At 24.4% G+C, this 25,393-nt stretch carries 41 protein-coding genes and 1 tRNA gene; 40 read left to right on the top strand and 2 right to left on the bottom strand.

Features of this window, described 5'->3' with window-relative positions; translation table 11 throughout:
- Positions 1 to 32: 32 nt before the first annotated feature.
- Entirely contained in the window at positions 33 to 740 is a 708-nt protein-coding gene (deoD, locus tag AB4W57_RS02040; protein ID WP_367677487.1) for a purine-nucleoside phosphorylase, read from the top strand.
- Positions 741 to 783: 43 nt separating this feature from the next.
- Here the strand turns inward: deoD and AB4W57_RS02035 are convergent.
- A tRNA-Ser gene (locus tag AB4W57_RS02035) sits at positions 784 to 870 on the bottom strand.
- Between the two features lie 258 nt (positions 871 to 1,128).
- Here AB4W57_RS02035 and aroK point away from each other — a divergent pair.
- From aroK to trpS, 4 genes are all read left to right on the top strand, one after another.
- The gene (gene aroK, locus AB4W57_RS02030) at positions 1,129 to 1,653 is read left to right on the top strand and encodes a shikimate kinase AroK (RefSeq protein ID WP_367677486.1); all 525 of its coding nucleotides are present in this window, start codon (positions 1,129 to 1,131) and stop codon (positions 1,651 to 1,653) included.
- A gap of 22 nt (positions 1,654 to 1,675) precedes the next feature.
- A complete protein-coding gene (aroB, locus tag AB4W57_RS02025) occupies positions 1,676 to 2,770 on the top strand; it encodes a 3-dehydroquinate synthase (RefSeq protein ID WP_367677485.1) in 1,095 nt (364 codons plus the stop codon).
- A 63-nt stretch (positions 2,771 to 2,833) separates the two neighbouring features.
- Complete coding sequence (gene rpe / locus AB4W57_RS02020; protein WP_367677484.1) at positions 2,834 to 3,523, top strand: ribulose-phosphate 3-epimerase; 690 nt, start codon at positions 2,834 to 2,836, stop codon at positions 3,521 to 3,523.
- 27 nt (positions 3,524 to 3,550) lie between these two features.
- Complete coding sequence (trpS, locus tag AB4W57_RS02015; RefSeq protein WP_367677483.1) at positions 3,551 to 4,570, top strand: tryptophan--tRNA ligase; 1,020 nt, start codon at positions 3,551 to 3,553, stop codon at positions 4,568 to 4,570.
- A 39-nt stretch (positions 4,571 to 4,609) separates the two neighbouring features.
- On the opposite strand, the gene tsgA is transcribed toward trpS, so the two are convergent.
- On the bottom strand, positions 4,610 to 5,800 hold the full coding sequence (gene tsgA, locus AB4W57_RS02010; RefSeq protein WP_367677482.1) for an MFS transporter TsgA: 1,191 nt from the start codon (positions 5,798 to 5,800) through the stop codon (positions 4,610 to 4,612).
- A gap of 253 nt (positions 5,801 to 6,053) precedes the next feature.
- On the opposite strand from tsgA, the gene tusD reads away from it, so the two are divergent.
- The 35 genes from tusD to rplQ all read left to right on the top strand — a co-directional run bounded on the left by tusD (position 6,054) and on the right by rplQ (position 25,342).
- On the top strand, positions 6,054 to 6,443 hold the full coding sequence (gene tusD / locus AB4W57_RS02005) for a sulfurtransferase complex subunit TusD (protein WP_367677481.1): 390 nt from the start codon (positions 6,054 to 6,056) through the stop codon (positions 6,441 to 6,443).
- 21 nt (positions 6,444 to 6,464) lie between these two features.
- Positions 6,465 to 6,824, top strand: a complete 360-nt coding sequence (tusC, locus tag AB4W57_RS02000; protein ID WP_367677480.1) for a sulfurtransferase complex subunit TusC — start codon at positions 6,465 to 6,467, stop codon at positions 6,822 to 6,824.
- Positions 6,825 to 6,832: 8 nt separating this feature from the next.
- Positions 6,833 to 7,123 carry a sulfurtransferase complex subunit TusB gene (gene tusB, locus AB4W57_RS01995; RefSeq protein WP_367677479.1) on the top strand — a complete coding sequence of 97 codons (291 nt, stop codon included), beginning with the start codon at positions 6,833 to 6,835 and terminating at the stop codon, positions 7,121 to 7,123.
- Positions 7,124 to 7,182: 59 nt separating this feature from the next.
- Positions 7,183 to 7,557 carry a 30S ribosomal protein S12 gene (gene rpsL, locus AB4W57_RS01990; protein ID WP_367677478.1) on the top strand — a complete coding sequence of 125 codons (375 nt, stop codon included), beginning with the start codon at positions 7,183 to 7,185 and terminating at the stop codon, positions 7,555 to 7,557.
- A gap of 43 nt (positions 7,558 to 7,600) precedes the next feature.
- Positions 7,601 to 8,071 carry a 30S ribosomal protein S7 gene (rpsG, locus tag AB4W57_RS01985; protein ID WP_367677477.1) on the top strand — a complete coding sequence of 157 codons (471 nt, stop codon included), beginning with the start codon at positions 7,601 to 7,603 and terminating at the stop codon, positions 8,069 to 8,071.
- A 28-nt stretch (positions 8,072 to 8,099) separates the two neighbouring features.
- Positions 8,100 to 10,208, top strand: a complete 2,109-nt coding sequence (fusA, locus tag AB4W57_RS01980) for an elongation factor G (protein ID WP_367677476.1) — start codon at positions 8,100 to 8,102, stop codon at positions 10,206 to 10,208.
- A gap of 48 nt (positions 10,209 to 10,256) precedes the next feature.
- Positions 10,257 to 11,441, top strand: coding sequence for an elongation factor Tu (tuf, locus tag AB4W57_RS01975; RefSeq protein ID WP_367677475.1), 1,185 nt, complete (start codon positions 10,257 to 10,259; stop codon positions 11,439 to 11,441).
- 314 nt (positions 11,442 to 11,755) lie between these two features.
- Positions 11,756 to 12,067, top strand: coding sequence for a 30S ribosomal protein S10 (gene rpsJ / locus AB4W57_RS01970; RefSeq protein WP_367677474.1), 312 nt, complete (start codon positions 11,756 to 11,758; stop codon positions 12,065 to 12,067).
- A gap of 32 nt (positions 12,068 to 12,099) precedes the next feature.
- The gene (gene rplC, locus AB4W57_RS01965; protein ID WP_367677473.1) at positions 12,100 to 12,753 is read left to right on the top strand and encodes a 50S ribosomal protein L3; all 654 of its coding nucleotides are present in this window, start codon (positions 12,100 to 12,102) and stop codon (positions 12,751 to 12,753) included.
- Positions 12,744 to 13,352 (top strand): 50S ribosomal protein L4, encoded by a 609-nt coding sequence (gene rplD / locus AB4W57_RS01960; RefSeq protein ID WP_367677472.1) that lies wholly within the window; start codon positions 12,744 to 12,746, stop codon positions 13,350 to 13,352. The genes rplC and rplD overlap by 10 nt, the downstream gene beginning before the upstream one ends.
- A complete protein-coding gene (gene rplW / locus AB4W57_RS01955) occupies positions 13,346 to 13,645 on the top strand; it encodes a 50S ribosomal protein L23 (RefSeq protein ID WP_367677471.1) in 300 nt (99 codons plus the stop codon). The genes rplD and rplW overlap by 7 nt, the downstream gene beginning before the upstream one ends.
- 16 nt (positions 13,646 to 13,661) lie before the next feature.
- Positions 13,662 to 14,483, top strand: a complete 822-nt coding sequence (rplB, locus tag AB4W57_RS01950; RefSeq protein WP_367677470.1) for a 50S ribosomal protein L2 — start codon at positions 13,662 to 13,664, stop codon at positions 14,481 to 14,483.
- 23 nt (positions 14,484 to 14,506) lie between these two features.
- Positions 14,507 to 14,785, top strand: coding sequence for a 30S ribosomal protein S19 (gene rpsS / locus AB4W57_RS01945; RefSeq protein WP_367677469.1), 279 nt, complete (start codon positions 14,507 to 14,509; stop codon positions 14,783 to 14,785).
- A gap of 54 nt (positions 14,786 to 14,839) precedes the next feature.
- Positions 14,840 to 15,172: a 50S ribosomal protein L22 gene (gene rplV, locus AB4W57_RS01940; RefSeq protein WP_367677468.1), complete on the top strand. Its 333-nt coding sequence runs from the start codon at positions 14,840 to 14,842 to the stop codon at positions 15,170 to 15,172.
- A gap of 17 nt (positions 15,173 to 15,189) precedes the next feature.
- On the top strand, positions 15,190 to 15,888 hold the full coding sequence (gene rpsC, locus AB4W57_RS01935; RefSeq protein ID WP_367677467.1) for a 30S ribosomal protein S3: 699 nt from the start codon (positions 15,190 to 15,192) through the stop codon (positions 15,886 to 15,888).
- Between the two features lie 18 nt (positions 15,889 to 15,906).
- Positions 15,907 to 16,320 (top strand): 50S ribosomal protein L16, encoded by a 414-nt coding sequence (rplP, locus tag AB4W57_RS01930; RefSeq protein ID WP_367677466.1) that lies wholly within the window; start codon positions 15,907 to 15,909, stop codon positions 16,318 to 16,320.
- The gene (rpmC, locus tag AB4W57_RS01925) at positions 16,317 to 16,523 is read left to right on the top strand and encodes a 50S ribosomal protein L29 (RefSeq protein ID WP_367677465.1); all 207 of its coding nucleotides are present in this window, start codon (positions 16,317 to 16,319) and stop codon (positions 16,521 to 16,523) included. The genes rplP and rpmC overlap by 4 nt, the downstream gene beginning before the upstream one ends.
- Positions 16,507 to 16,758: a 30S ribosomal protein S17 gene (gene rpsQ / locus AB4W57_RS01920; protein ID WP_367677464.1), complete on the top strand. Its 252-nt coding sequence runs from the start codon at positions 16,507 to 16,509 to the stop codon at positions 16,756 to 16,758. The genes rpmC and rpsQ overlap by 17 nt, the downstream gene beginning before the upstream one ends.
- Before the next feature lie 80 nt (positions 16,759 to 16,838).
- Entirely contained in the window at positions 16,839 to 17,207 is a 369-nt protein-coding gene (gene rplN / locus AB4W57_RS01915) for a 50S ribosomal protein L14 (protein WP_367677463.1), read from the top strand.
- 19 nt (positions 17,208 to 17,226) lie between these two features.
- Positions 17,227 to 17,541, top strand: coding sequence for a 50S ribosomal protein L24 (rplX, locus tag AB4W57_RS01910; RefSeq protein ID WP_367677462.1), 315 nt, complete (start codon positions 17,227 to 17,229; stop codon positions 17,539 to 17,541).
- Between the two features lie 14 nt (positions 17,542 to 17,555).
- The gene (gene rplE / locus AB4W57_RS01905; protein ID WP_367677461.1) at positions 17,556 to 18,095 is read left to right on the top strand and encodes a 50S ribosomal protein L5; all 540 of its coding nucleotides are present in this window, start codon (positions 17,556 to 17,558) and stop codon (positions 18,093 to 18,095) included.
- Between the two features lie 22 nt (positions 18,096 to 18,117).
- Entirely contained in the window at positions 18,118 to 18,423 is a 306-nt protein-coding gene (rpsN, locus tag AB4W57_RS01900; RefSeq protein ID WP_367677460.1) for a 30S ribosomal protein S14, read from the top strand.
- 41 nt (positions 18,424 to 18,464) lie between these two features.
- On the top strand, positions 18,465 to 18,857 hold the full coding sequence (gene rpsH / locus AB4W57_RS01895; RefSeq protein ID WP_367677459.1) for a 30S ribosomal protein S8: 393 nt from the start codon (positions 18,465 to 18,467) through the stop codon (positions 18,855 to 18,857).
- 15 nt (positions 18,858 to 18,872) lie between these two features.
- Positions 18,873 to 19,418 carry a 50S ribosomal protein L6 gene (gene rplF / locus AB4W57_RS01890; RefSeq protein ID WP_367677458.1) on the top strand — a complete coding sequence of 182 codons (546 nt, stop codon included), beginning with the start codon at positions 18,873 to 18,875 and terminating at the stop codon, positions 19,416 to 19,418.
- A gap of 1 nt (position 19,419) precedes the next feature.
- A complete protein-coding gene (rplR, locus tag AB4W57_RS01885; RefSeq protein ID WP_367677457.1) occupies positions 19,420 to 19,785 on the top strand; it encodes a 50S ribosomal protein L18 in 366 nt (121 codons plus the stop codon).
- Between the two features lie 13 nt (positions 19,786 to 19,798).
- Entirely contained in the window at positions 19,799 to 20,305 is a 507-nt protein-coding gene (gene rpsE, locus AB4W57_RS01880) for a 30S ribosomal protein S5 (protein WP_367677456.1), read from the top strand.
- A 6-nt stretch (positions 20,306 to 20,311) separates the two neighbouring features.
- The gene (gene rpmD, locus AB4W57_RS01875; RefSeq protein WP_367677455.1) at positions 20,312 to 20,488 is read left to right on the top strand and encodes a 50S ribosomal protein L30; all 177 of its coding nucleotides are present in this window, start codon (positions 20,312 to 20,314) and stop codon (positions 20,486 to 20,488) included.
- Positions 20,489 to 20,498: 10 nt separating this feature from the next.
- A complete protein-coding gene (rplO, locus tag AB4W57_RS01870; RefSeq protein ID WP_367677454.1) occupies positions 20,499 to 20,930 on the top strand; it encodes a 50S ribosomal protein L15 in 432 nt (143 codons plus the stop codon).
- Between the two features lie 9 nt (positions 20,931 to 20,939).
- A complete protein-coding gene (gene secY, locus AB4W57_RS01865) occupies positions 20,940 to 22,277 on the top strand; it encodes a preprotein translocase subunit SecY (protein ID WP_367677453.1) in 1,338 nt (445 codons plus the stop codon).
- Positions 22,278 to 22,307: 30 nt separating this feature from the next.
- Entirely contained in the window at positions 22,308 to 22,424 is a 117-nt protein-coding gene (rpmJ, locus tag AB4W57_RS01860; RefSeq protein ID WP_367677452.1) for a 50S ribosomal protein L36, read from the top strand.
- A gap of 64 nt (positions 22,425 to 22,488) precedes the next feature.
- Entirely contained in the window at positions 22,489 to 22,845 is a 357-nt protein-coding gene (rpsM, locus tag AB4W57_RS01855) for a 30S ribosomal protein S13 (protein ID WP_367677451.1), read from the top strand.
- A 21-nt stretch (positions 22,846 to 22,866) separates the two neighbouring features.
- Entirely contained in the window at positions 22,867 to 23,256 is a 390-nt protein-coding gene (gene rpsK / locus AB4W57_RS01850) for a 30S ribosomal protein S11 (protein WP_367677450.1), read from the top strand.
- A 35-nt stretch (positions 23,257 to 23,291) separates the two neighbouring features.
- Positions 23,292 to 23,912 carry a 30S ribosomal protein S4 gene (gene rpsD / locus AB4W57_RS01845; protein WP_367677449.1) on the top strand — a complete coding sequence of 207 codons (621 nt, stop codon included), beginning with the start codon at positions 23,292 to 23,294 and terminating at the stop codon, positions 23,910 to 23,912.
- A 20-nt stretch (positions 23,913 to 23,932) separates the two neighbouring features.
- Positions 23,933 to 24,922, top strand: a complete 990-nt coding sequence (gene rpoA / locus AB4W57_RS01840) for a DNA-directed RNA polymerase subunit alpha (protein ID WP_367677448.1) — start codon at positions 23,933 to 23,935, stop codon at positions 24,920 to 24,922.
- A 30-nt stretch (positions 24,923 to 24,952) separates the two neighbouring features.
- A complete protein-coding gene (rplQ, locus tag AB4W57_RS01835; RefSeq protein ID WP_367677447.1) occupies positions 24,953 to 25,342 on the top strand; it encodes a 50S ribosomal protein L17 in 390 nt (129 codons plus the stop codon).
- The last annotated feature ends 51 nt before the right edge of the window (positions 25,343 to 25,393 follow it).

Raw genomic sequence — 25,393 nt, 5'->3', positions numbered from 1 at the left:
ATTTAATAAATTTATATAGGATATTAAAAAATATGATTACACCCCATATTAGTTCAAAAAAATTAGATTTTTCTGAAGTTGTAATAATGTCAGGTGATCCTTTAAGAATTAAGTATATAGCAGAAAATTTCTTAAATAATTCTATTAAAATCAATAATGTAAGATTAATGTTAGGTTATACAGGATATTATAAAGGAAAAAAAATTTCTCTTATGAGTCATGGTATTGGAATTCCTTCGATGTCTATTTATGTTAGAGAATTAGTTGAAGTATATAATGTAAAGAAAATTATTCGTTTAGGAACTTGTGGAAGTATAAATAAAAAAATTAAAATGAAAGATATTATAATTGCAATTGGAGCGTCTACTGATTCTTCAATGAATCGTATACGTTTTAATAATTATGATTTATCCGCAATATCAAATTTTAAAATGTTATATCAATCGTATGTAATCTCTAAAAAAAGAAATATTTTTTGTTATTTTGGTAATATTTTTTCCACCGATTCTTTTTATGGAAAAAATAAAAAATTTTTTGATTTAATGCAAAATTTTAAAATATTAGCTTTAGATATGGAAACTTCTGGATTATATAGTTTATCTTCTGAATTAAATATTAAATCTATATCAATATGTACTGTTTCAGATTGTATATTAAATCAAGAAAAAATGACTACTGTAGATCGTGAACAAAGCTTATATGACGCAACTAAGATTGCTTTGGAGTTATCTATATTATAATTTTTGTAATTGTAATAAAATACTTTAAAAAATTAACATTTTTTGGTGAGAAAGGGATTCGAACCCTTGATACGATTTTTCGTATACACGCTTTCCAGGCGTGCTCCTTAATCCTCTCGGACACCTCACCGTTATTTTTTAGTATATCTTATTTTATTCGTTTAGTAAAAAAAAACGTTAAGAATTTTATGAAAAAATTAAGTTATTATATTTTATTATTTATGAAAAACATAAATATATTTATAAATATTAAATTTAAAAGATTTAATATATTAAATATTAATTTTTATCTAATAAATTTTTTTAATTTAATTAAAATATATTTTTAAATTTTAAAATAATAAATTTTATAATGTTATTCACTTATTCATTTTACAGATTAATAAATATGAAAAAAAAAAATAATTTATTTTTAATAGGTCCTATGGGTGCAGGAAAAAGCACTATTGGAAAATATTTAGCAAAGAAATTAAAAATGAAGTTTTATGATTCAGATCAAGAAATTGAGAAACGTACTGGAGCAGATATAAATTGGGTATTTGATGTAGAAGGAGAAGTAGGTTTTAGAAAAAGAGAATCACGTATTATCTGTGAATTAACTAAAAAAGATGGAATTGTTTTAGCAACTGGAGGCGGTTCTGTTATTTCTGATAAAAGTAGAAAATATTTATCTTCTCGTGGGATAGTAATTTATTTAAATATTACTATTCAAAAACAATTAATTAGAACAAGAAAAAACGATACTAGACCGTTATTAAAAACTAAAAATTCTATACAATCTATTTTAGAAAAATTAGCTAAAGAACGTAATCATTTCTATAAAAGTATTTCTGATATTATTATTAATGCTGATGATCATAGTCCTCAAAAAATAGTTCAAAATATAATTAAATCTTTAGATTTAAAAATATAAATATTTAATAAATGAGAAAAATATGTTAAAAAAAATAAATGTTGTTTTAAAAGAAAAAAGTTATCCAATTATTATTGGTTATAAGTTATTTAATCAAGATTGTATATTAAGATATTTTAAAAAAAAAAAAAAATATATCATTATTACTAATAATACATTATTAAATTTATGTACTAAACATTTTTATAAATATTTAAAAAAAAATAATATTTATGTTGATATAATATATATATCTGATGGTGAAAGTTATAAATCTTTACATGAAGTTAATAATATTATTACACAACTTTTAAATAAAGATTATGGTAGAGACACTATTTTAATAGCATTTGGAGGAGGTGTAATAGGAGATTTAACAGGTTTTATAGCATCTATTTATCAAAGAGGAATCGAATTTATTCAAGTTCCTACTACTTTATTATCTCAAGTAGATGCTTCAGTAGGTGGGAAAACAGGAGTTAATCATAATTTAGGAAAGAATATGATTGGTTCTTTTTGGCAACCAAAGTATGTATTTATTGATTTATTTTTTTTATCTAGTTTACCAAAAAAAGAATTTTTATCTGGATTTTCAGAAGTTATTAAATATGCTATTATTTTTGATAAAAAATTTTTTTACTGGATTAAAAGTAATTCCTGTAAATTAAAAAAATTAGATAAAAATGCATTATTGTATTGTATTTATAAATGTTGTAAATTAAAAGCAAAAATTATTTCATTAGATGAAAAAGAAACTAGTTGTCGAGCATTATTAAATTTAGGTCATACTTATGGTCATGCTATTGAATCATATATGAATTATAATAATATATTACATGGAGAAGCTGTTTCAATAGGTATTGTACTTGCATTACAGACAGCGCAAGTATTAGGTATTTTAAAAAAAAATATTTCTGAAAAAATTATTTTGTTATTAAAATTTTTTAATTTACCTGTTCTTCCTCCAAAAAATATGCCTATTTTAAGTTATATTTTATATATGAAAAAAGATAAAAAAAATATTTTAGGTAAAATTAGATTAGTTTTACCATCTAATATTGGAATAGTAAAAATTTATGATAATATTAGTCAAAAAATAATTATTTCCGCGATTGAAAAAACATTAAAAAAATATTAATAATATTTAAATTTAATTTTATTAAAATTTTTTACAATATTTATTGATATGGTTATTAAAATTATGAATAAAATATTTATATCGCCTTCTATTTTATCGGCAAATTTTGCTATTTTAGGTAAAGAAATCATGAATGTTTTAAAATCAGGTGCAGATATGATTCATTTTGATGTAATGGATAATCATTACGTGCCAAATTTAACTTTTGGACCGATAGTTTTAGAATCAATAAGAAAATATCAAATTTCAGCGCCAATTGATGTTCATATTATGGCTAAACCAGTAGATGATTTAATTCCTTTATTTGCTAAAGCAGGCGCGACTTTTATTACTATTCATCCTGAATCTACATATCATTTAGATAGAACGTTAGATATTATTAAAGAAAATGGTTGTAAAGTAGGATTGGCTATTAATCCTTCATTATCTGTAAATGTTATAGATAATGTTATAGATAAATTAGATTTAATTTTATTAATGTCTGTTAATCCTGGTTTTGCTAAACAAAAATTTATTTTAAATACATTTAAAAAAATTTTAGAAATTAAAAAAAAAATAAATTTAATAGAAGATAAAAAAATATATATTTCTGTAGATGGTGGAATTAAATTTAGGCATGTTATGCCTTTACTTCAAGCAGGAGTAAATATTTTAGTTATGGGATCATATATATTTAATAATATAGATTCTAAAATAATAATAAAAAAAATTAAAAATGAAATAAAGAATTTTAAAAATATTTCGGTAGTTTAAAGATTATAATTGAGTATATTAAAACTAATGAAAAAAAAAAAAATAACAGTTTTTAGTGCTATTCAACCTTCTGGGCATTTAACGATAGGAAATTATATTAGTGTACTAAAACATTGGAAAGTTATACAAAATCAGTATAAATGTATTTTTTGTATAGCAGATTTGCATTCATTAACTTCTATAACAAAAAAAAATTTTTTACAAAAAAAATCTGTATTAGATACATTAGCTTTATATTTAGCGTGTGGAGTTGATCCTAATAAGAGCATTATTTTTATACAATCTTTAGTACATGAACATGCAGAATTAAATTGGATATTAAATTGTCATACGTATTATCAAGAATTGACTAGAATGACGCAATTTAAAAGTAAAACAGAACAAATAAAAAAAAAAATTAATGCTGGTTTATTAAATTATCCTACATTAATGGCTGCAGATATTTTGTTATATCAAACAGATAAAGTACATGTAGGTCAAGATCAAAAACAGCATATAGAGTTAACTCGAAATTTAGCTATACGTTTTAATTCTCATTACGGAAATATTTTTAACTTACCAGAACTTTTAATATTTGAGTTAGGTTCAAAAATTATGTCGTTACTTGAACCTAACAAAAAAATGTCTAAATCTGATTTAAATCAAAAAAATATAATATATTTATTAGATAATTTAAATAATATTTCTAAAAAAATTAGATCTTCTATGACAGATTCAGACAATCCTCCTAGAATTTTTTATGATACGATAAATAAACCAGGTATATCAAATCTATTAATTATTTTATCTACTTTAAGTGAAAAATCTATATTTGAATTAGAAAATTATTTTTTAGGTAAATCTTACTTAGAATTAAAAAAAGAAGTATTTGATGTTATCAATAAACATCTTATTAAAATTCAAAAAAAGTTTTTTATTTATAGAAAAAATCAGTCTTTTTTAATAAATATTGCTTATGAAGGAGCTAAAAAAGCTTCTATTATTGCAAAAAAAACTTTACATAAAGTATATAAAAATTTAGGTTTTTTAGAAAAAATTAATTTTTAATAAATATTTTATATTTTATTAAATTAAATTTTTTAATATTTATTTTATTTTTAATAAATTTTTATATTTTTTTTTTTTAGAAATATTATAAAATATAATAAATATTATAAACACAATTAAATATAATGTGTTAGATAGAATTAAGGATGATTTTATACCATAATTTTGAATAATTGGAGAAGTAATTATAAATGTTAAGAAAGTACCTATTGTTCCAAAAACTAAGGTAAAATTAATAATTTTTGCAGACGGTTTTTTAGTTTGCATAGATGCAAGTGTAATAATCATACTATAAATTGAACTTGAAATAAAACCCAATAAAGATAATAGAAATAATAGTAATAAATAATGATTATTTTGAAGAAATAAAAATATTATTATGGTAGATAAACCAGATAAATAAATAATAATTTTTTTTAAATTAAAAAATTTTAAAAAATAACTAAAAAACCACATGCCAATCATATAATTTGCCCAAAAGCTACTAATCATATGACTAGATTCTTTTATATTTATATGAATATTTTGAATAGTATATTCAGGAATCCAAGAAATTAAGCTGAGTTGAGCTAAAATATATAATAAAGCAGATATATATAAAAGTATTGTTTGTATATTAAAACATTTTTTTATATTTATTGTAGAATTTTGATTTGAAGATGGAGTACATTGAATAAAATTTACTCTCTGAGATAATATAAATATTATTATATAAATTAAACTAATTATACAATATAAATAATTCCATTGAATCTTATAAAATAGAATGAATGTATAAATTATTGGAAATAAAATACCTGATATGCTAAAAAATGAGTCTGTTAACAGCATTTTTCTAGTTCTTTCTTGATTTTCATATAAATATGTAATTAAAAATGTACCAATAGATAATGTCATTCCACCTACTAATCCAAAAATAAATATACTATATGCAAACATTATAGAATTTTTTGAAAATATATTAATTAAATTAGATAAAATAATCAAAGAAAATCCAAAATTAAAATGATTTTTTAAGGAAAATATTTCTATAGACCAAGAACTAAGAAATATAGAAATTAATATTCCTATATTTAAAAAATTAAATATATTACTTGCTTGAGAAATAGGTATTTTAAAATGATTGGATAAATTATGTATGATTAATCCTGTTATTGTAACTAAAGCACCCATTAATGCATATGATAAAAAACTAATACAAGTTATTTGAATACGATTTTTATGTATCATAATTAATTAAATTATTTTTATAAATAAATAATTTTATAAATTTAAAATTATTATTTTATTTAAATGATATTTTCATTTTAATATATAAAGAATTTTTAGTAAATTTTATATTTATATATATATTTTTTAAAAATTTTTATTAAGTTTTTAAAAATTATATTTTACATATACATTTTATTAAAAATAAATTAATTGAAAAAAATAATTTTATACACATATTTTAATTTTTATAAAAAAATTATTAGGAGTTTTTTTGATTTATACATTAATAGTAAAAGGTCCTGCTTATGGAAAAGAAAATTCTATTAGTGCATTATTTTTTGCTAAAGCATTAGTATCTAGAAAAATACATGTTATAAAAAGTGTGTTTTTTTATTGTGATGGAGTTTTAAATGCAAATAAATTTTTATCACCTGCAAAAAATGAATTTGATACCAGAAAAAAATGGAGTATGTTTAGTTTGCAAAATCAAATAAGATTAAATGTTTGTTTTAGTGCAGCATTAAGACGTGGTATTATTGGTATAAAAGAAACATGTAACCAAAAAATTTTAGAAGGTAATTTAGATATTTATTTTAAAATTTCTAGTTTAGAAAATTTATCTCGAGATATACAAAAGTCTGACAGAATTATACAGTTTTAATAAATTTTAAGAATTATTAATATGAAAAATATAGCAGTAATTTTTTCTTATTCTCCTTATGGTAATAGTTTTAGTCAAGAAGGATTAGATTTATTGATTTCTTTAACTGGATATACTAATAAAATTGGTGTTTTTTTTATTGGAGATGGTATTTTAAATTGTATAAAAAAACAATATTCAAAAAATATTTATTTTTTAAATTATACTAAAAGATTTAAAATATTAAATATATTAGGAATAAAAAAATTTTATTGTAATGTTTCTACTTTAAAAACTAGAGGTTTATTACATAAAAAAAACTTTTTCTTAAAGATAAATATTTTAGATGATATGAATTTTAAAAATAAATTGCATACATTTGATCATATTATAAATTTTTAAGGAGAAATATGTTACATACTTTAATTAATTCTCCTTTTAAAATTGATTTTTTGTTATTTTCTAAAATAATTTCAAAAAAAGATGCTGTAATTTTATTACAAGACGGTGTTTTATTAGCATTAAAAAATAATTATTTTTTAAAAACTAAATATTTTCATTTTAGAAATAATTATGTTTTATTAAATGATTTAGAAGCTAGAGGAATTGTAGATTCTAAAATATCAAATTTATTTATTCCAATACAATATATAGATTTTGTTTATTTAACTGAAATCCATAAACAACAGATTGTTTGGTAAATAATTTATCATTATTTCATAAAAATATTATTAAATACTTTAAATGTTAGGATTATATTATGACGACTATTAATCAATTAGTACGTAAACCTAGAATAAGAAAAAAATTTAAAAGTAATGTTCCTGCATTATCTAAATGTCCGCAAAAAAGAGGTGTATGTTTAAGAGTTTATACTACTACTCCAAAAAAACCAAATTCAGCTTTAAGAAAAGTATGTCGAGTGCGTTTAACAAATGGTTTAGAGGTAACAGCTTATATAGGTGGAGAAGGTCATAATTTACAAGAACATTCTGTAATTTTAATTAGAGGTGGTCGAGTGAAGGACCTTCCTGGAGTAAGATATCATATTGTTAGAGGAGCTTTAGATTGCGCGGGTGTTAAAGATCGTAAGAATGCACGATCTAAATATGGTGTTAAAAAGAAAAAAAATTAATTATTTATCTAAATATGTTTAATATTATATTAAAGGAAAATATATGCCTCGTCGTAAATTTATTGGTTCGAGAAAAATTTTACCAGATCCAAAATTTTCTTCTGAATTATTAAGTAAGTTTATTAATATATTAATGATAGATGGTAAAAAATCTATTTCTGAAGTAATTATTTATAATGCTTTAAAAATGTTATCTAAAAAAACTGGAAAAAAACCATTAGATGCACTTGAAAACGCATTAGAACAAGTGCGTCCAATTGTAGAAGTAAAATCTAGAAGAGTAGGAGGTTCTACATATCAAGTACCTATAGAAGTGAGACCAGTTAGAAGAAATACTTTAGCTATGAGATGGATTATTGAATCTGCACGTAAAAGATCAGATAAATCTATGTCTCTTAGATTATTAAATGAATTATTAGATGCAATTTCTAATAAAGGAAATGCTGTAAAAAAAAAAGAAGACATGCATAAAACAGCAGAAGCAAATAAAGCTTTTGCTCATTATAGATGGTAAGTTTAATTTTAAATTAAAGGCAATAAAAATGGCTCGTCTAACACCTATTATAAATTATAGAAATATTGGAATTAGTGCTCATATTGATGCAGGAAAAACAACAACTACTGAAAGAATTTTATTTTATACAGGTGTGAACCATAAAATTGGAGAAGTACATGATGGTGCTGCCACTATGGATTGGATGGAACAAGAACAAGAAAGAGGAATAACTATTACTTCAGCAGCTACTACAGCATTTTGGTCAGGTATGGCTAATCAATATTCATCACATAGAATTAATATAATTGATACTCCAGGACATGTAGATTTTACAATTGAAGTTGAAAGATCTATGAGAGTTTTAGATGGAGTTATTATGGTTTATTGTGCTGTAGGTGGAGTACAACCGCAATCTGAAACAGTTTGGAGACAAGCAAATAAATATAATGTTCCTAGATTAGCTTTTGTAAATAAAATGGATAGATTAGGTGCGAATTTTTTAGAGGTTGTGCGGCAGATTAAAAAACGTTTAGGTGCAAATCCAGTACCTATACAATTATCTATAGGTTCAGAAGAAAATTTTATTGGAGTTATAGATTTAATTAAAATGAAAGCTATTTATTGGAACGATCAAGATCAAGGTGTTAGTTTTACGTATCAAGATATTCCTAAAGAGTTGTTACAAGAATCTATTAAATGGAATCATAAAATTATTGAATTAGTAGCTGATTCTGATGAGAATTTAATGGAAAAATATTTTAATGAAGAAAAATTTACTGAAGAAGAAATTAAAAATGTTTTAAGAAAAAAATCTTTAAGAAATGAAATTGTTTTAGTTACATGTGGATCAGCTTTTAAAAATAAAGGTGTTCAAGCTTTATTAGATGCTGTAATTGATTATTTGCCCTCTCCAGTAGATATTAGCATTATAAAAAATGAAAAAAATATTAGTGATAATATACATAATTTACAAAAATATCAAGATAAAGAATCATTTTCAGCTTTAGCTTTTAAAATTTCTACAGATCCATATGTAGGGAATTTAACTTTTTTTAGAGTATATTCAGGTATGATTAGTTCTGGTGATACTATTTTAAATTCTATAAAGAATAAACGTGAGCGTGTAGGTAGAATAGTACAAATGCATGCAAATAAAAGAGAAGAAATTAAAAAAGTATATGCTGGAGATATAGCTGCAGCTATTGGTTTAAAAGACGTAAGTACTGGAGATACTTTATGTAATCCAGATTTTCCGATTATATTAGAAAAAATGGAATTTCCAGAACCGGTTATTTCTATTGCAGTTGAACCAAAAACTAAAGTTGATCAAGAAAAAATGGGTATTGCATTAAACAGATTAGCTAAAGAAGATCCATCTTTTAAAGTATCTACAGATATAGAGTCAAATCAAACTATTGTTTCTGGTATGGGTGAATTGCATTTAGAAATTATTATTGATCGTATGAAACGAGAATTTCATGTTGATGCTAATATAGGTACTCCTCAAGTAGCATATAGAGAAACAATTGGTATAGAAGTAAAAAACATTGAAGGAAAATATATCAAACAATCTGGTGGGAGAGGTCAATATGGACATGTAGTAATAGATATTTTTCCATTAAAACCCGGAAAAGAAGGTTATCAATTTATTAATAAAATTAAAGGAGGAATTATTCCTTCTGAATATATTTCTGCAGTAAATAAAGGTATTCAAGAACAATTAAAATTTGGTCCTTTAGCTGGATATCCAGTGGTAGATATTGGAATTGTATTACATGATGGTTCGTATCATGATGTAGATTCTTCTGAAATTGCATTTAAATTAGCAGCTTCTATGGCTTTTAAAGATGCTTTTAAAAAAGCTTCACCAATTTTACTAGAACCAATTATGTCTGTTGAAGTAGAAACGCCTGAGATATATATGGGAGATGTTATTGGAGATTTAAACCGACGCCGTGGAACAATTGAAAGTATGGCAGATCAAGATTTAAGAAAAATTATTAAATCTTTAGTTCCTCTTTCTGAAATGTTTGGATATGCTACTGATTTACGTTCACAAACTCAAGGTAGAGCTTCATATTCTATGGAATTTTTAAAATATATTGAAGCACCATATAGTATTTCAAAAAAAATCATTGAAAAAAAAAATAAATAATATTGTATTATTAAGATAAATCAATTTTAATTTTTATAAGGTTAAATTATGTCAAAAGAAAAATTTGAACGTTCTAAAGTTCATATTAATGTTGGAACTATTGGTCATGTAGATCATGGTAAAACTACTTTAACTGCTGCAATAACTACAGTTTTATCTAAAAAATATGGTGGTTCAGCTCGTGCTTTTGATCAAATTGATAACGCTCCTGAAGAAAAAGCTAGAGGTATTACAATAAATACATCACACGTGGAATATGATACTAAAAACAGGCATTATGCTCATGTAGATTGTCCTGGACATGCTGATTATATAAAAAATATGATTACTGGTGCAGCTCAAATGGATGGAGCAATATTAGTAGTCGCAGCTACTGACGGACCAATGCCTCAAACTAGAGAGCATATTTTATTGGGAAGACAAGTAGGGGTTCCATATATCGTTGTTTTTTTAAATAAATGTGACATGGTAGATGATGATGAATTATTAGAATTAGTAGAAATGGAAGTTAGAGATTTATTAACACAATATGAATTTCCAGGAGATGAGATTCCAATTATTCGAGGATCAGCTTTAAAAGCATTAGAAGGAGATTCTAAATGGGAATCTAAAATTCTTGATTTAGCAAATTTATTAGATTCTTATATACCAGAACCAAAAAGAGCAGTAGATGAGCCGTTTTTATTGCCTATTGAAGATGTTTTTTCTATTTCTGGAAGAGGAACAGTAGTAACCGGAAGAGTTGAAAGAGGTATTATTAAAGTAGGTGAAGAAGTAGAAATCGTAGGAATTAAACCTACTACAAAGACTATTTGTACCGGTGTGGAAATGTTTAGAAAATTATTAGATGAAGGACGTGCAGGAGAAAATATTGGTGTACTTTTAAGAGGTACAAAAAGAGAAGATATTGAACGAGGACAAGTTTTATCTAAACCAGGAAGTATTTTACCTCATATTAAATTTGAGTCTGAAGTATACGTTTTATCAAAAGAAGAAGGTGGTAGACATACTCCATTTTTTAAAGGATATCGTCCTCAATTTTATTTTAGAACAACAGATGTAACTGGTTTAGTTGAATTACCACAAAATATTGAAATGGTTATGCCTGGAGATAATATAAAAATTACAGTTACTTTAATACATCCTGTAGCAATGGAAGATGGATTACGTTTTGCTATTAGAGAAGGTGGAAGAACTGTAGGAGCAGGAGTAGTATCTAAAATTATTAGTTAAAATATAAGTTATAATATTATAAATTAAGTTTTTAATATAATTTTTAATCAAGGAAAGAAAAATTTCTTTTCTTGATTGTTATGATAATTTTAATTTTTAAAATTAATATTTATATAATAAAAATAGATAATATAGTATAAATTTGTAAAAATATCTATTTTATAATATTATTTATAAAGAAATTATTAAAATATAAATATTTTTAGAATATTTAGTATTTCAATATAAAATTACTTATCTCTAAGATACTTTCTATATTTTATAGAAAGAAATTTTTAGTTTTTATTATAATCAATAATTGGAGTTCTGACATTATGCAGAACCAAAGAATTAGAATACGTTTAAAAGCATTTGATCATAAGTTAATAGATCATTCCACTGCAGAAATTGTAGAAACTGCAAAAAGAACAGGTGCACAAGTAAATGGACCTATACCTTTACCAACAAAAAAAGAAAAATTTACAGTTTTAATTTCTCCACATGTAAATAAAGATGCACGAGATCAATATGAAATTCGCACTCATAAAAGATTAATAGATATTATAGAACCTACAGAAAAAACTGTAGATGCTTTAATGAGATTAGATCTAGCTGCTGGAGTAGATGTTCAGATAAGTTTAGATTAATAATATATTTTTTAAGGAGTTAATAAAAAATTGTGTTTGGACTAGTCGGTAAAAAAGTTGGTATGACAAGAATTTTTAATCCAGAAGGTAGTTCAATTCCTATAACTGTAATTGAAATAGTTGAAAATAGAATTACACAAATTAAAAATCAACATTTTAAAAAATTCTTTACCATACAATTAACTACTGGAGAAAAAAAAACTAAAGCATTAAATAAACCACAGTTAGGTCATTTTAAGAAAAATAATGTTAAACCTGGTCGTGGATTATGGGAATTTAAAGTGTTTAAAAAAAGTAAATTTTTTGTAGGGCAAAATTTTTATGTAGATTTTTTTAAAGATATTAAGAAAGTTGATATTACAGGAATTTCTAAAGGAAAAGGTTTTTCTGGAACCATTAAACGTTGGAATTTTTCTTCTCAAGATGCTTCACATGGAAATTCTTTATCGCATCGAGCACCTGGATCAATTGGACAAAATCAAACTCCAGGACGTGTATTTAAAGGTAAAAAAATGTCAGGTCATTTAGGAAATAAACAAATTACTATTCAAAGCTTATCTGTTATTGAGATAAATAAAATTCAAAATTATCTTTTAATAAAAGGTTCAGTTCCTGGTATGTTAGGTGGAGATTTAATTATTAAACCTGCTATAAAAAATATAAAAGGAATGAAAGAATGGAATTGATTTTAAAAGATACAAAAGAAGTAATAAAAATATCGTCTAAAATATTTAACTGTGATTTTAATGAAATATTAGTAAATCAAGTGTTAAAATCATATTATTGTACTCAAAGACAAGGTACAAAATCTCAAAAAAGTAAGGCAGAAGTTTCCGGATCTGGAAAGAAACCGTGGCGCCAAAAAGGTACAGGAAGATCTCGTGCGGGATCTTTAAGAAGTCCGATTTGGCGTTCTGGAGGTGTGACTTTTGCTGCTAAGCCTAAAGATTATTTTCAAAAGATTAATAAAAAAATGTATCGTGGTGCATTAAAATGTATTTTATCTAAATTAATTAGAGAAAATTGTATTATTGTTCTTAAAAAATTTACAATTAAATTTCCTCGTACTAAAGTTTTATTAAAGAAATTAAGTACAATTTGTACAAAAAATGTAATGATTATAAAAAAAGTAATAGATAAGAATATATTTCTTGCTTCTAGGAATTTATATAAAATTACTGCTATAAGTGTTAATTCGATTAATCCTTTAATTTTATTAAATTATAAAAAAATATTAATAACATTAAAAGCATTAAAAAGATTAGAGGAAATACTTTCATGTTAAAACAAAATTTTTTGTTTCAGACTATTCAATCTATACATATTTCAGAAAAATCTAATCAATCTAAAATAAATAATGTTTTAGTACTTAAAGTAAATAAACATGCAACAAAAAAAGAAATTAAAATGTCTGTACAAAATATGTTTCAATTAAAAGTAAAAAAAGTCAATCTTTTAAATGTTAAAGGAAAAAAAAAAAATAAAGGTAAAAATATTTTTTTTAAAAAAAATTGGAAAAAAGCATATGTTTTTTTACAATCTGATCAGAATTTAGATTTTTTAAATAGTTCACAATAAATTAGAGAATAAATTTATGGCAATTATTAAATGCAAACCAACTTCTCCTGGACGTCGTCACGTAATTAAAGTAGTAGATCATAATTTATATAAAGGTAAGCCATTTGCAAATTTATTAAAAAAAAATAATAAAACTGGTGGAAGGAATAATCAAGGAAGAATTACTACTAGACATATTGGAGGAAGACATAAAAGATCATATCGTATGATAGATTTTAAAAGAAGAAAAGATAATATTTTTGCTTCTGTAATTCGTTTAGAATATGATCCGAATCGTTCTTCTAATATTGCTTTAATTTTATATAGAGATGGAACATATAGTTATATTTTAGCGCCTAAAGGTATTAGAATTGGGTCTAAAATATGTTCTGGATCTCATGTTAGCATTAAAATAGGAAATACTTTACCATTAAATAAAATTCCTATAGGTTCTTTTATTCATAACGTTGAATTAAAACCTGGCAAAGGTGGTCAATTAGCTCGTTCTGCAGGAAGTTATGTACAAATTATTTCTAAAGAAAATAAATATGTGAGCGTGCGTATGCGTTCTGGAGAAATGAGAAGAATATTTTCAAATTGTCGTGCTACTATTGGTGAAGTAGGTAATTCTGAACATATGTTACAAGTTTTAGGAAAAGCAGGTGCTTCTCGTTGGAGAGGAATTAGACCTACTGTTCGAGGTACTGCTATGAATCCTATTGATCATCCACATGGAGGAGGTGAAGGTCGAAACTTTGGAAAACATCCAGTGACTCCTTGGGGTGTACAAACTAAAGGTAAAAAAACAAGAAAAAATAAAAGAACTACAAAATTTATTATTCGTTCTCGAAAAAAATAATTTATACATATAGGATATATTTTATGCCACGTTCTTTAAAAAAAGGGCCATTTATTGATGTAAGTTTATTAAAAAAAATAGATTTAGCTATATCTAAAAAAGATCGAAAACCTATTAAAACATGGTCTAGAAGATCTACTATTTTTCCAAATATGGTTGGATTAACTATTGCTGTACATAATGGGAAACAACATATTCCTATTTTTATTACAGAAGAAATGGTTGGTCATAAATTAGGTGAATTTTCTTTAACTAGAACATATAGAGGACATTCAGCTGATAAAAAAATTAAACAACGTTAATTCTTTTTTTTTATTTTTTTTTTTTTTTTTTTTGATATAAAAGGAAAATTATTTGTGAAAGTTTGTGCTAAATATAAAAAAGCTCGTTCTTCAGCTCAAAAGTTAAGATTAATTGCAGATGAAGTTCGTGGTAAAAAAATAGATAAAGCTATAAATATATTAAATTTTTCTAAAAAAAAAGCTGCTTTATTAATCAAAAAAGTATTAGAATCAGCTATTTCTAATGCGGAGCATAATAAAGGATTAGATATTGATTTATTAAGAATTTGTGAAATTTTGATAGATGAAGGTCCGACTATAAAACGTATGATACCTCGTGCAAAAGGAAAAGCTGATCAAATATTAAAACGTACTAGTCATATTAAAATTGTGTTATCAGACTTTTAATTTGGAGAAATATAATAATGGGACAAAAAGTACATCCACATGGAATGAGATTAGGAATTATTAAGCAATGGAATTCTGTGTGGTTTTCTAATAGTAAAAATTTTCCTGAATATTTAAGTAATGATTTTGAAGTTCGTCAATTTTTAATGAAAAAATTACTTAGAGCATCTATTTCAAAAATTGTTATAGAAAGACATTCTAAAGCTATAAAAGTAATTATATATACTTCTAGACCAGGAATTGTTATTGGAAAAAAAGGAGAAGATATAGAAAATTTAAAAAAAATTATTTCTAAAATTTCTAATGTTCCAGCACAAATAAATATTTCAGAAATTAGAAATCCAGAATTAGATGCAAAATTAGTAGCTGATAATATTGCTTCTCAATTAGAAAAACGAGTAATTTATCGTAGAGCTATGAAACGAGCAATTCAGAATTCTATGCGGCATGGTGCAAAAGGTATTAAAGTAGAAATTAGTGGAAGACTCGGTGGTTCAGAAATTGCTAGAACAGAATGGCAAAGAGAAGGACGTGTTCCATTACATACTTTACGTGCAGACATTGATTATAGTTCTATACCTGCACATACTATTTATGGAGTAGTAGGAGTAAAGGTATGGATTTTCAAAGGAGAAATTTTAGGAGGAATGCCCAATATTGAAAATAAAAATCATTCTAACATAAATTTTACTAAAAACAGCAAAAAAAAACGTTAGTAAGGAGAATTTTTTATAATGCTTCAACCTAAGCGTACTAAATTTAGAAAAATGCATAAAGGGCGTAACAGAGGTACAATTGTAAATGATAAAGTTGTTTTTGGAACTTTTGGTTTGAAGGCGATTACTAGAGGTCGTTTAACATCGCGTCAAATTGAATCTGCTAGAAGAAGTATTGCTAGATATGTAAAAAGATTAGGAAAATTATGGATACGTATTTTTCCAGATAAGCCTATTACACAGAAACCTTTAGAAGTAAGAATGGGGAAAGGGAAAGGAAATGTTGAATATTGGGTTGCATTAATTCAACCAGGAAAAATTTTATATGAAATTACTGGAATTTCTGAAAAAGAAGCTCGTCAAGCATTTAAATTAGCTTCAGATAAATTACCTGTAAAAACTATATTTGTTTATAAAATGGAAGATTTATGAAAATTAGTATATTACGTACAAAAAATTTAGATTTTTTACATCAAGAACTATTAAATTTACTAAAAGAAAAGTTTAATTTAAAATTACAGTTTTCTGCTAATAAATTACAACAAACTCATTTATTAAAAATAAATAGAAAAAATATTGCGATTATTAAAAAAGTAATTTCTGAAAAGGATCAAATACATGTCAGAAAAAAGTAAATTTTTACAGGGTATTGTAGTAAGCAATAAAATGCAAAAATCGATTATAGTACTTGTAGAAAGATTTATTAAACATCATACATATAAAAAATTTGTAAAAAAAAGAACAAAGTTTTATGTACATGATGAAAATAATCAATGTTCTATTGGTGATTATGTATATATTAAAGAATGTCGTCCAATTTCAAAGAATAAATCTTGGACTTTAGTAAATATTATTAAAAGTCAGATTTAATAAAATATATTTTTATATATTATTTTTTATTAAATTTTATAATTTTCATAAATTTTTAATTTTTATAAAGGTAAATATCAGTGATTCAAGAACAAACTATATTAAATATAGCAGATAATTCTGGCGCTCGTTCTGTCATGTGTATTAAAGTTTTAGGTGGATCAAAACGTAGATATGCGAATATTGGAGATGTAATAAAAGTCGCTATAAAAGAAGCTATTCCTCGCGGAAAAGTAAAAAAAGGAGAAGTATTAAAAGCAGTAATAGTTAGAACTAAAAAAGGAATTCGTAGATCAGATGGTTCTGTATTAAGATTTGATAGTAATGCATGTGTAATTTTAAATAATAATGAACAACCGATTGGTACTCGTATTTTTGGTCCAGTGACTCGTGAGTTACGTACAGACAAATTTATGAAAATTATTTCTTTAGCACCTGAAGTATTATAAAATTTATAGGTATAATAAAATGGCATTAAAAATTCGTATTCATGATAAAGTAATGGTTATATCAGGAAAAGATCGTGGAAAAATTGGAATAGTAAAAAAAATTTTATCTGCAGAAAAAATTATTGTTCAAGGAATTAATATAGTAACAAAACATATTAAACCTATTCCTGCGGAAAATAAATTAGGGGGTATTAAAAAAATAGAAGCTTATATTCATATTTCTAATGTTGCTTTATTAAATCCTCATACTAATAGACCAGATAAAATAGGATTTAAATTTGACAAAGGTAAAAAAATTCGATTTTTTAAGTCTAATAATTTATCTATTAAATAAATTGGAATATAATAATGATTGATATGTATAATTTTTATAAAAAAAAAGTAATTCCAAAATTTATTAAAAAATTTAACTATACTTCTATAATGCAAGTTCCAAAAATAGATAAAATTACATTAAATATGGGAGTAGGAGAAGCATTGACTAATAAAAAAAAATTAGAATATGCAATTTCTGATTTAACGTTAATTTCTGGACAAAAACCTGTAATAACAAAAGCTAGAAAATCTATTGCGGGATTTAAAATCAGACAAGGATATGCTATTGGTTGTAAAGTTACTTTACGTAGTGCAAGAAAATGGCATTTTTTAAATAAGTTAATTAATATTGCTATGCCCAGAATTCGAGATTTTAGAGGATTTTCAAAAAAATCTTTTGATAAATATGGAAATTATAATTTTGGTATTAAAGAACAAATTATTTTTCCTGAAATAGATTATGATAAAATTGATAAAATTAGAGGATTAGATATATCAATAGTTACGACTGCGAAATCTATTCCTGAAGCGTTTTATTTATTATCGAGTTTTCGCTTTCCTTTTCGAAAATAATTTATTTAAGGGTATATATTTTATGGCTAAACAATGCATGAAACAAAGAGAAATTAAAAGAAGATATTTATCTAAAAAATTTTATAAAAGAAGAATGCAGTTAAAATCTATAATTATTAATACAAAATTATCTAAAGACAAACGTTGGAAAGCTGTTTTAAAATTGCAAAAATTGCCTAGGGATTCTAGTTTTTCTCGTCAAAGAAATCGCTGTTATATTACAGGAAGACCGCATGGATTTTTAAGAAAGTTTGGGTTTAGTCGAATTAAATTAAGAGAAGCAGCTATGAGAGGTGAAGTTCCTGGTTTAAGAAAATCAAGTTGGTAAAAGGTATTAATTTTATAAAACTATATTAGGGAAAATATATTATGAGTATGCAAGATCCTATATCTGATATGTTTGTACGTATTAAAAACGCTCAATTTGCAAATAAAATTTCAGTAAATGTTCCTTGTTCTAAATTTAAAAAGGAAATTACTATTCTTTTAAAAAAAGAAGGTTATATAGAAGATTATCATATAAAAAATACTCAAAAATCAAATTTAGAAATTTTTTTAAAGTATTTTAATGGTAAACCAGTTATAGAAAATATTACCAGAGTAAGTACACCTGGATTAAGAATATATAAAAAGAGAAATGAAATTCCACAAGTAATTTCTGGTTTAGGTATTGTAATTATGTCTACATCTAAAGGTGTATTATCTGATAAAGAAGCTAGAAAAAGAGGTTTAGGTGGAGAGATTATTTGTTATATCTCTTAATTTAAAGGAAATAATATGTCTAGAATTGCTAAACGTTCTATTATAGTTCCTAATGATATTAAAGTTATTTTAGAAAATCAAGATATTATCATTCAAGGGAAAAAAGGTACTTTAAAACGTACTTTTAATAAATTAGTTAGTATTAATTATATAAATAATATATTAAGTTTTCAAGCACGTTGTGTATCTGATCCATTGGGATGGATGCAAGCAGGAACTGCTCGATCGTTAACAAATTCTATGATTATCGGAGTAACATCTGGTTTTTGTAAAAAGTTAAATTTAATTGGAGTTGGGTATAAATTTTCTATAGAAGATAATACTAATAAAAAACTTATATTGTCTTTAGGATATTCACATAATGTTACATATGTAATTCCATTAGGTATTCAGATTAAATTAAATTCACCAACAGAAATTACTATTCAAGGAATAGATAAACAGTTAGTAGGTCAAGTTTCTGCGAATTTAAGAAATTATCGTAAACCTGATTCTTATAAAGGTAAAGGTGTGCGATATTTTAATGAATTTGTAAAAACAAAAGAGGCGAAGAAAAAGTAATATGAAAGTTTTAAATTTAATACATAAATCTAGAAAAAAAAGAGCTTTAAGAATACGTAAAAAATTAAAATCTTTAAATAAAATACGTTTAGTAGTGCATAGAACATCTCGTCATATTTATGCTCAGATTATTTCTTCTGATCATTTTTCTGTTTTAGTTACTGCATCTACTTTAGAAAAAAAAATTAGTAAAAATTTGAATTATACTGGTAATAAAATTTCTGCTGGAATTATTGGTAAAATTATTGCACAACGTGCATTACAAAAAGGAATTATTAAAGTATCTTTTGATCGTTCGGGATTTAAATATCATGGAAGAATTGAATCATTAGCAAATTCTGCTCGTAAATATGGTCTTCAGTTTTAAGGTAAAAAATTATATGATGTATTTTGAAAAAAAAAATATTAATAAAGATTTACAAGAAAAATTAATTACTTTAAATCGAGTATCTACAACTGTAAAAGGTGGAAGAATTTTTTCATTTACTGCATTAGTTGTAGTAGGAAATAATAAAGGAAAAGTAGGTTTTGGGTATGGAAAGTCTAAAGAAGTTCCATTTGCAATTCAAAAAGCAATGGATCAAGCTAGAAGAAATATGATTAGTTTTGAATTAAAAAATCATACTTTACAACATGTAGTTTATGAAACTTATACTAGTTCACGAATATTTATGAAACCTGCTGCTGCAGGAACAGGAATTATTGCTGGGGGAGTAATGCGTTCTGTATTAGAAGTATCTGGTATTAAAAATGTTTTAACTAAAATATATGGTTCAACAAATCCTATTAATGTAGTAAGAGCGACTATTAATGGATTATGTAAGATGAAATCTCCAAAAAATGTTGCTAATAAAAGAAATAAATCAATTCGAGATATTTTGGAGTAAAATACTATGGATAAATTTTTCATTATTCAACAAATTAAAAGTAATATTGGAATATTACCTAAACATAAAGCGATTTTAAAAGGTTTAGGTCTACGCTATATTAATCATATAGTAAAAAGAAGAAAAAATAAATCTATTTTAGGTATGATTAAAAAAATTTCATATATGTTGCAAGTAAAATAGGTAAATATAAATGTACTTAAATACTATTTTTAAAAATTTTAAACAAAAAAAAAAAAAACGTGTGGGAAGAGGTATTGGATCTGGATTAGGTAAAACGTCTGGTAGAGGTCATAAAGGACAAAAATCTAGAACTGGAAGTAGAATTAAAAGAGGATTTGAAGGAGGTCAAACTCCTTTATATAGAAGAATACCTAAATTTGGTTTTAATTCAAAGAAAAAAAAATATAAAACAGAATTAAAACTATCAGAATTGTTAAATTTAGATACAAAATATATTAATTTAAATTTTTTAAAAAAAAGAAATATAATTAAACCATATATTAAATATGTCAAGATTATTTCATCTGGAAAAATTTCAATTCCTTTGATTATTAAAGGTTTATCTGTAACAAAAGGAGCACGTTTACATATTGAATCTTGTGGAGGAAAGATTGAGGAATGATAATATAGCATGGATAAAAAATTGGGATTAAGTTTTAAAAATATTGGAATAAATTTATCTGAAATTAAAAGTAGATTATTTTTTTTAATTTTTGCATTAATAATTTTTCGTTTAGGTTCTTTTATTCCAGTGCCTGGAGTTGATACAGTATCTTTAGCAAAATTATTAAAAAATCAACAAGGTACAATTATAGAAATGTTAAATATGTTTTCTGGAGGTTCTTTAAGTCGAGCTTCAATTTTTTCTTTAGGAATTATGCCATATATTTCATCTTCTATTATTGTACAGTTATTAACTTTTATTTATCCATCATGGAAGGATTTAAAACAAGAAGGTGAATCAGGTCGTGAAAAAATTAATCAATATACTAAATATTTAACAGTTTTTTTATCAATTATACAAGCTATTGGTATTGCTTTTAGCTTACCTAATATGCCAGGTATGAGAAATCTAATCTTTAAATTAGATACATGTTTTTATTTAACAGTTATAGTAAGTTTAGTTACTGGAACAATATTTTTAATGTGGATTGGTGATTTAATTACAGAATATGGTTTGGGAAATGGAATTTCTGTAATAATTTTTGCAGGAATTATGGCAAATTTACCAGTAGCTGTTTTTCACACTTTAGAAGCATTAAGATTAAATAATTTAAGTATATTACTTTTATTATTTACAGTGATTTTAATTTTTTTAATTATTTATTTTGTTGTTTTTATTGAACGAAGTCAAAGAAAGATCATTATTCATTATTCTAATAGACAACAGAATAATCGTATGCATATTTCGCAAAATATAGCACATTTACCATTAAAAATTAATATGTCTGGTGTTATTCCAGCTATTTTTGCTTCTAGTATGATATTATTTCCTACAACAATTATATCTTGGATTAAAGAAAATAATGATAATACTTGTTATTGGTTAAACTTTATTTATATAAATTTGCAACCAGGAAAACTATTTTATATGTTTTTATATACTATTGCTATTATTTTCTTTTGTTTTTTTTATACTAATTTAGCTTTTAATTCTAGAGAAACATCAGATAATTTAAAGAAATCTGGAGCATTTATTCAAGGAATTCGTCCTGGAGAAAATACTTCTAATTATATTAAAAAAATTATGTTTAAATTAACTTTTATTAATGCAATATATATTGTTTTTATTTGTTTAATTCCAGAATTAATTCGTTTTTTAACACATGTACCGTTTTATTTTGGAGGTACTTCATTATTAATTGTTGTTGTTGTTATTATAGATTTAATAACTCAGTTACAAACATTAATGATGTCAAGACAATATAAATCATCTTTTCGTAGAGCAAATTTAAATTTAAAAAAATAGATTTTATTGATATTAATTTTAGGAGATTTAATGAAAGTTCGCACTTCTATAAAAAAATTATGTCGAAGTTGTAAAATTATACGTAGAAAAAATGTAGTAAGGGTTATATGTAGTAATGATCCAAAACATAAACAAAGGCAAGGATAAAATCAAACATTTTTTAAATATATTTTTTAAATAATTTGTATTATTTAATTATAAGGAGTTAAAATTGGCTCGTATAGCAGGAATCAATGTTCCTGATCATAAACGTACTATTATTGCTTTAACATCAATTTATGGAATTGGAAAATCTCGTTCTAAAATTATTTGTAATATTTTAAAAATAGATAATAAAATAAAAATTTCTGAGTTAAATAAAAATCAAATAGAAGATCTAAGATTTGAAGTTTCAAAATTTATTGTAGAAGGTGATTTAAGAAGAGAAAAAACTTTAAATATTAAAAGACTTATAGATTTAGGTTGTTATAGAGGTGTGCGTCATCGCAGAAAACTTCCTGTACGAGGACAGCGTACAAAAACAAATGCTCGTACTAGAAAAGGGCCTCGTAAATTAATAAAAAAATAATTTAGGTAATAAAAAATTATTATGCAAAAGAAAAAAATTCGTGTTAAAAAACGTATTAAAAAAAAATTTTTAGATGGAATTGCACATATTTACGCATCTTTTAATAATACTATTGTAACTATTACTGATAAAAAAGGAAATGCTTTAGGTTGGGCTACTTCTGGTGGTTCTGGTTTTCGTGGTTCTAGAAAATCTACTCCTTTTGCTGCTCAAGTAGCTGCAGAAAAATGTGCTGAAAAAATTAAAGATTATGGTATAAAAAATCTAGAAGTAATGGTTAAAGGTCCTGGTCCTGGAAGAGAATCTACTATAAGAGCTTTAAATGCTGCAGGATTTCGAATTACTAATATTACAGATATTACTCCTATTCCTCATAATGGATGTAGACCACCTAAGAAAAGAAGAGTTTAACTTTTTCAATTTAAAAAGAGATTAAGAGTATTTTTATGGGAAAATATTTAGGTCCAAAATTAAAGTTATGTAGACGAGAAAAAACAGATTTATATTTAAAATCTGGATTACGTTCGATTGGCTCCAAATGTAAAATGGATCATTTACCAGGTCAACATTGTGTTAGAAAAAAAAGAGTATCAGAGTATGGTAAGCAATTAAGAGAAAAACAAAAAGTACGTCGTTTATATGGAATTTTAGAAAAACAATTTAGAAATTATTATAAAATTTCTGCTAAATCTAAAGGTAATACAGGTGAAAATTTATTACGATGCTTAGAAAATAGATTAGATAATGTAGTATATAGAATGGGTTTTAGCACGACACGTTCAGAGGCAAGACAATTAGTTAGTCATAAATCTATTTCTGTGAATTCTAAAATTGTAAATATTCCTTCATATCAAGTTTCTCCTAATGATGTAATTGAAGTTCGAGAGAAATTTAAAAAACATTTAAGAATTAAAGCTGCTTTAGAACTTTCTGAGCAAAAAGAAAAATCACCTTGGATTGAAGTAGATTTAATTAAAATGAAAGGGATTTTTATTAGAACACCGGATAGAATAGATTTATCTTCTGAAATTAAAGAGCATTTAATAGTAGAACTTTATTCGAAATAATTTTTTGAAAAGGTTTAATAATGACAGATTCATTAATAAATTTTTTAAAACCTCGTTTAGTAAATATTCAACAGTTTGATTATAAGCATTCTAAAGTTACTTTAGAGCCTTTAGAGCGTGGATTTGGACATACTTTAGGAAACGCATTACGTAGAGTTCTTTTATCTTCTTTACCTGGATGTGCTGTTACTGAAGTAGAAATAGAAGGAGTTTTACATGAATATAGTACGAAAGAAGGAATTAAAGAAGATATATTAGAAATTTTATTAAATTTAAAAGAATTACCTGTAAAAATTTATGACCGAGATTTTTCTTATTTAACTTTACAAAAGCAAGGAATCGGTGTTGTAACTGCTTCTGATATTCAATGTGATTCAAGTGTAGAAATTGTTAATTTAAATCATATTATATGTAATTTAACTAATCATACTGCTTGCATTAACATGAAAATTAAAGTAGAAAAAGGTAGAGGATATTCTCCAGCATCTACTCGTGTTAAAAACAATTCAAATGAAAGCTGTATTGGAAAATTATTTATTGATGCATGTTATAGTCCAATTGAACGAATTTCTTATCAAGTAGAAGCTGCGAGAGTTGAACAAAGAACAGATTTAGATAGATTAATAATAGAACTGGAAACTAACGGAACGATTGATCCAGAAGATTCAATTCGTAAAGCTGCTACTATTTTATCAAATCAATTAGAATATTTTATTGATTTAAAGGATATACGAGAACCAATAACTCCAATCGTTCAACCTGAATTTGATTCAATTTTATTAAAGCCTGTAGATGATTTAGAATTAACTGTACGATCTGCAAATTGTTTAAAAGCTGAATCTATACATTATATTGGTGATTTAATACAAAAAAATGAAGTAGATTTATTAAAAACTCCGAATTTAGGTAAAAAATCATTAACAGAAATTAAAGATATATTAGCTTCTCGCAATTTATCTCTTGGAACAAAATTAGAAAATTGGCCTCCAAAAAGTATTTTAGAAGAATAAAATAGATTTAAAAAGGAAGATTATAAAATTATGCGACATCAAAAAGTTGGTCGTAAATTAAATCGTACTAGTAGTCATTTAAAATTAATGTTAATGAATTTATCATGTTCATTATTATTACATGAAAGAATTAAGACTACTTTAGCAAAATCAAAAGAATTAAGAAGAATAGTTGAACCGATTATTACAGTTTCTAAAATTGATAATTTATCAAATCGAAGATTAATTTTTTCTAAAATTCGTGATAATAAAATTTTACATAAGTTATTTACAGATTTAGGTCCTTTTTTTATAAATCGACCTGGTGGTTATACTAAAATTATTAAATGTGGTTATAGAAATGGAGATAAATCTCCTATGGCGTATGTATTATTAGTTAATAGAAACAGTATACAAAATAAAATTTCAAAAGATAAATAAAAAATTATCTTATATATTCAGAACAAACGGCATAGATATGCCGTTTTTTTA

This window comes from Buchnera aphidicola (Chaitophorus populicola) (genome assembly GCF_964058995.1).
Taxonomy (GTDB): domain Bacteria; phylum Pseudomonadota; class Gammaproteobacteria; order Enterobacterales; family Enterobacteriaceae; genus Buchnera_J; species Buchnera_J aphidicola_BO.
This window is presented reverse-complemented; position numbering and strand designations above follow the sequence as displayed.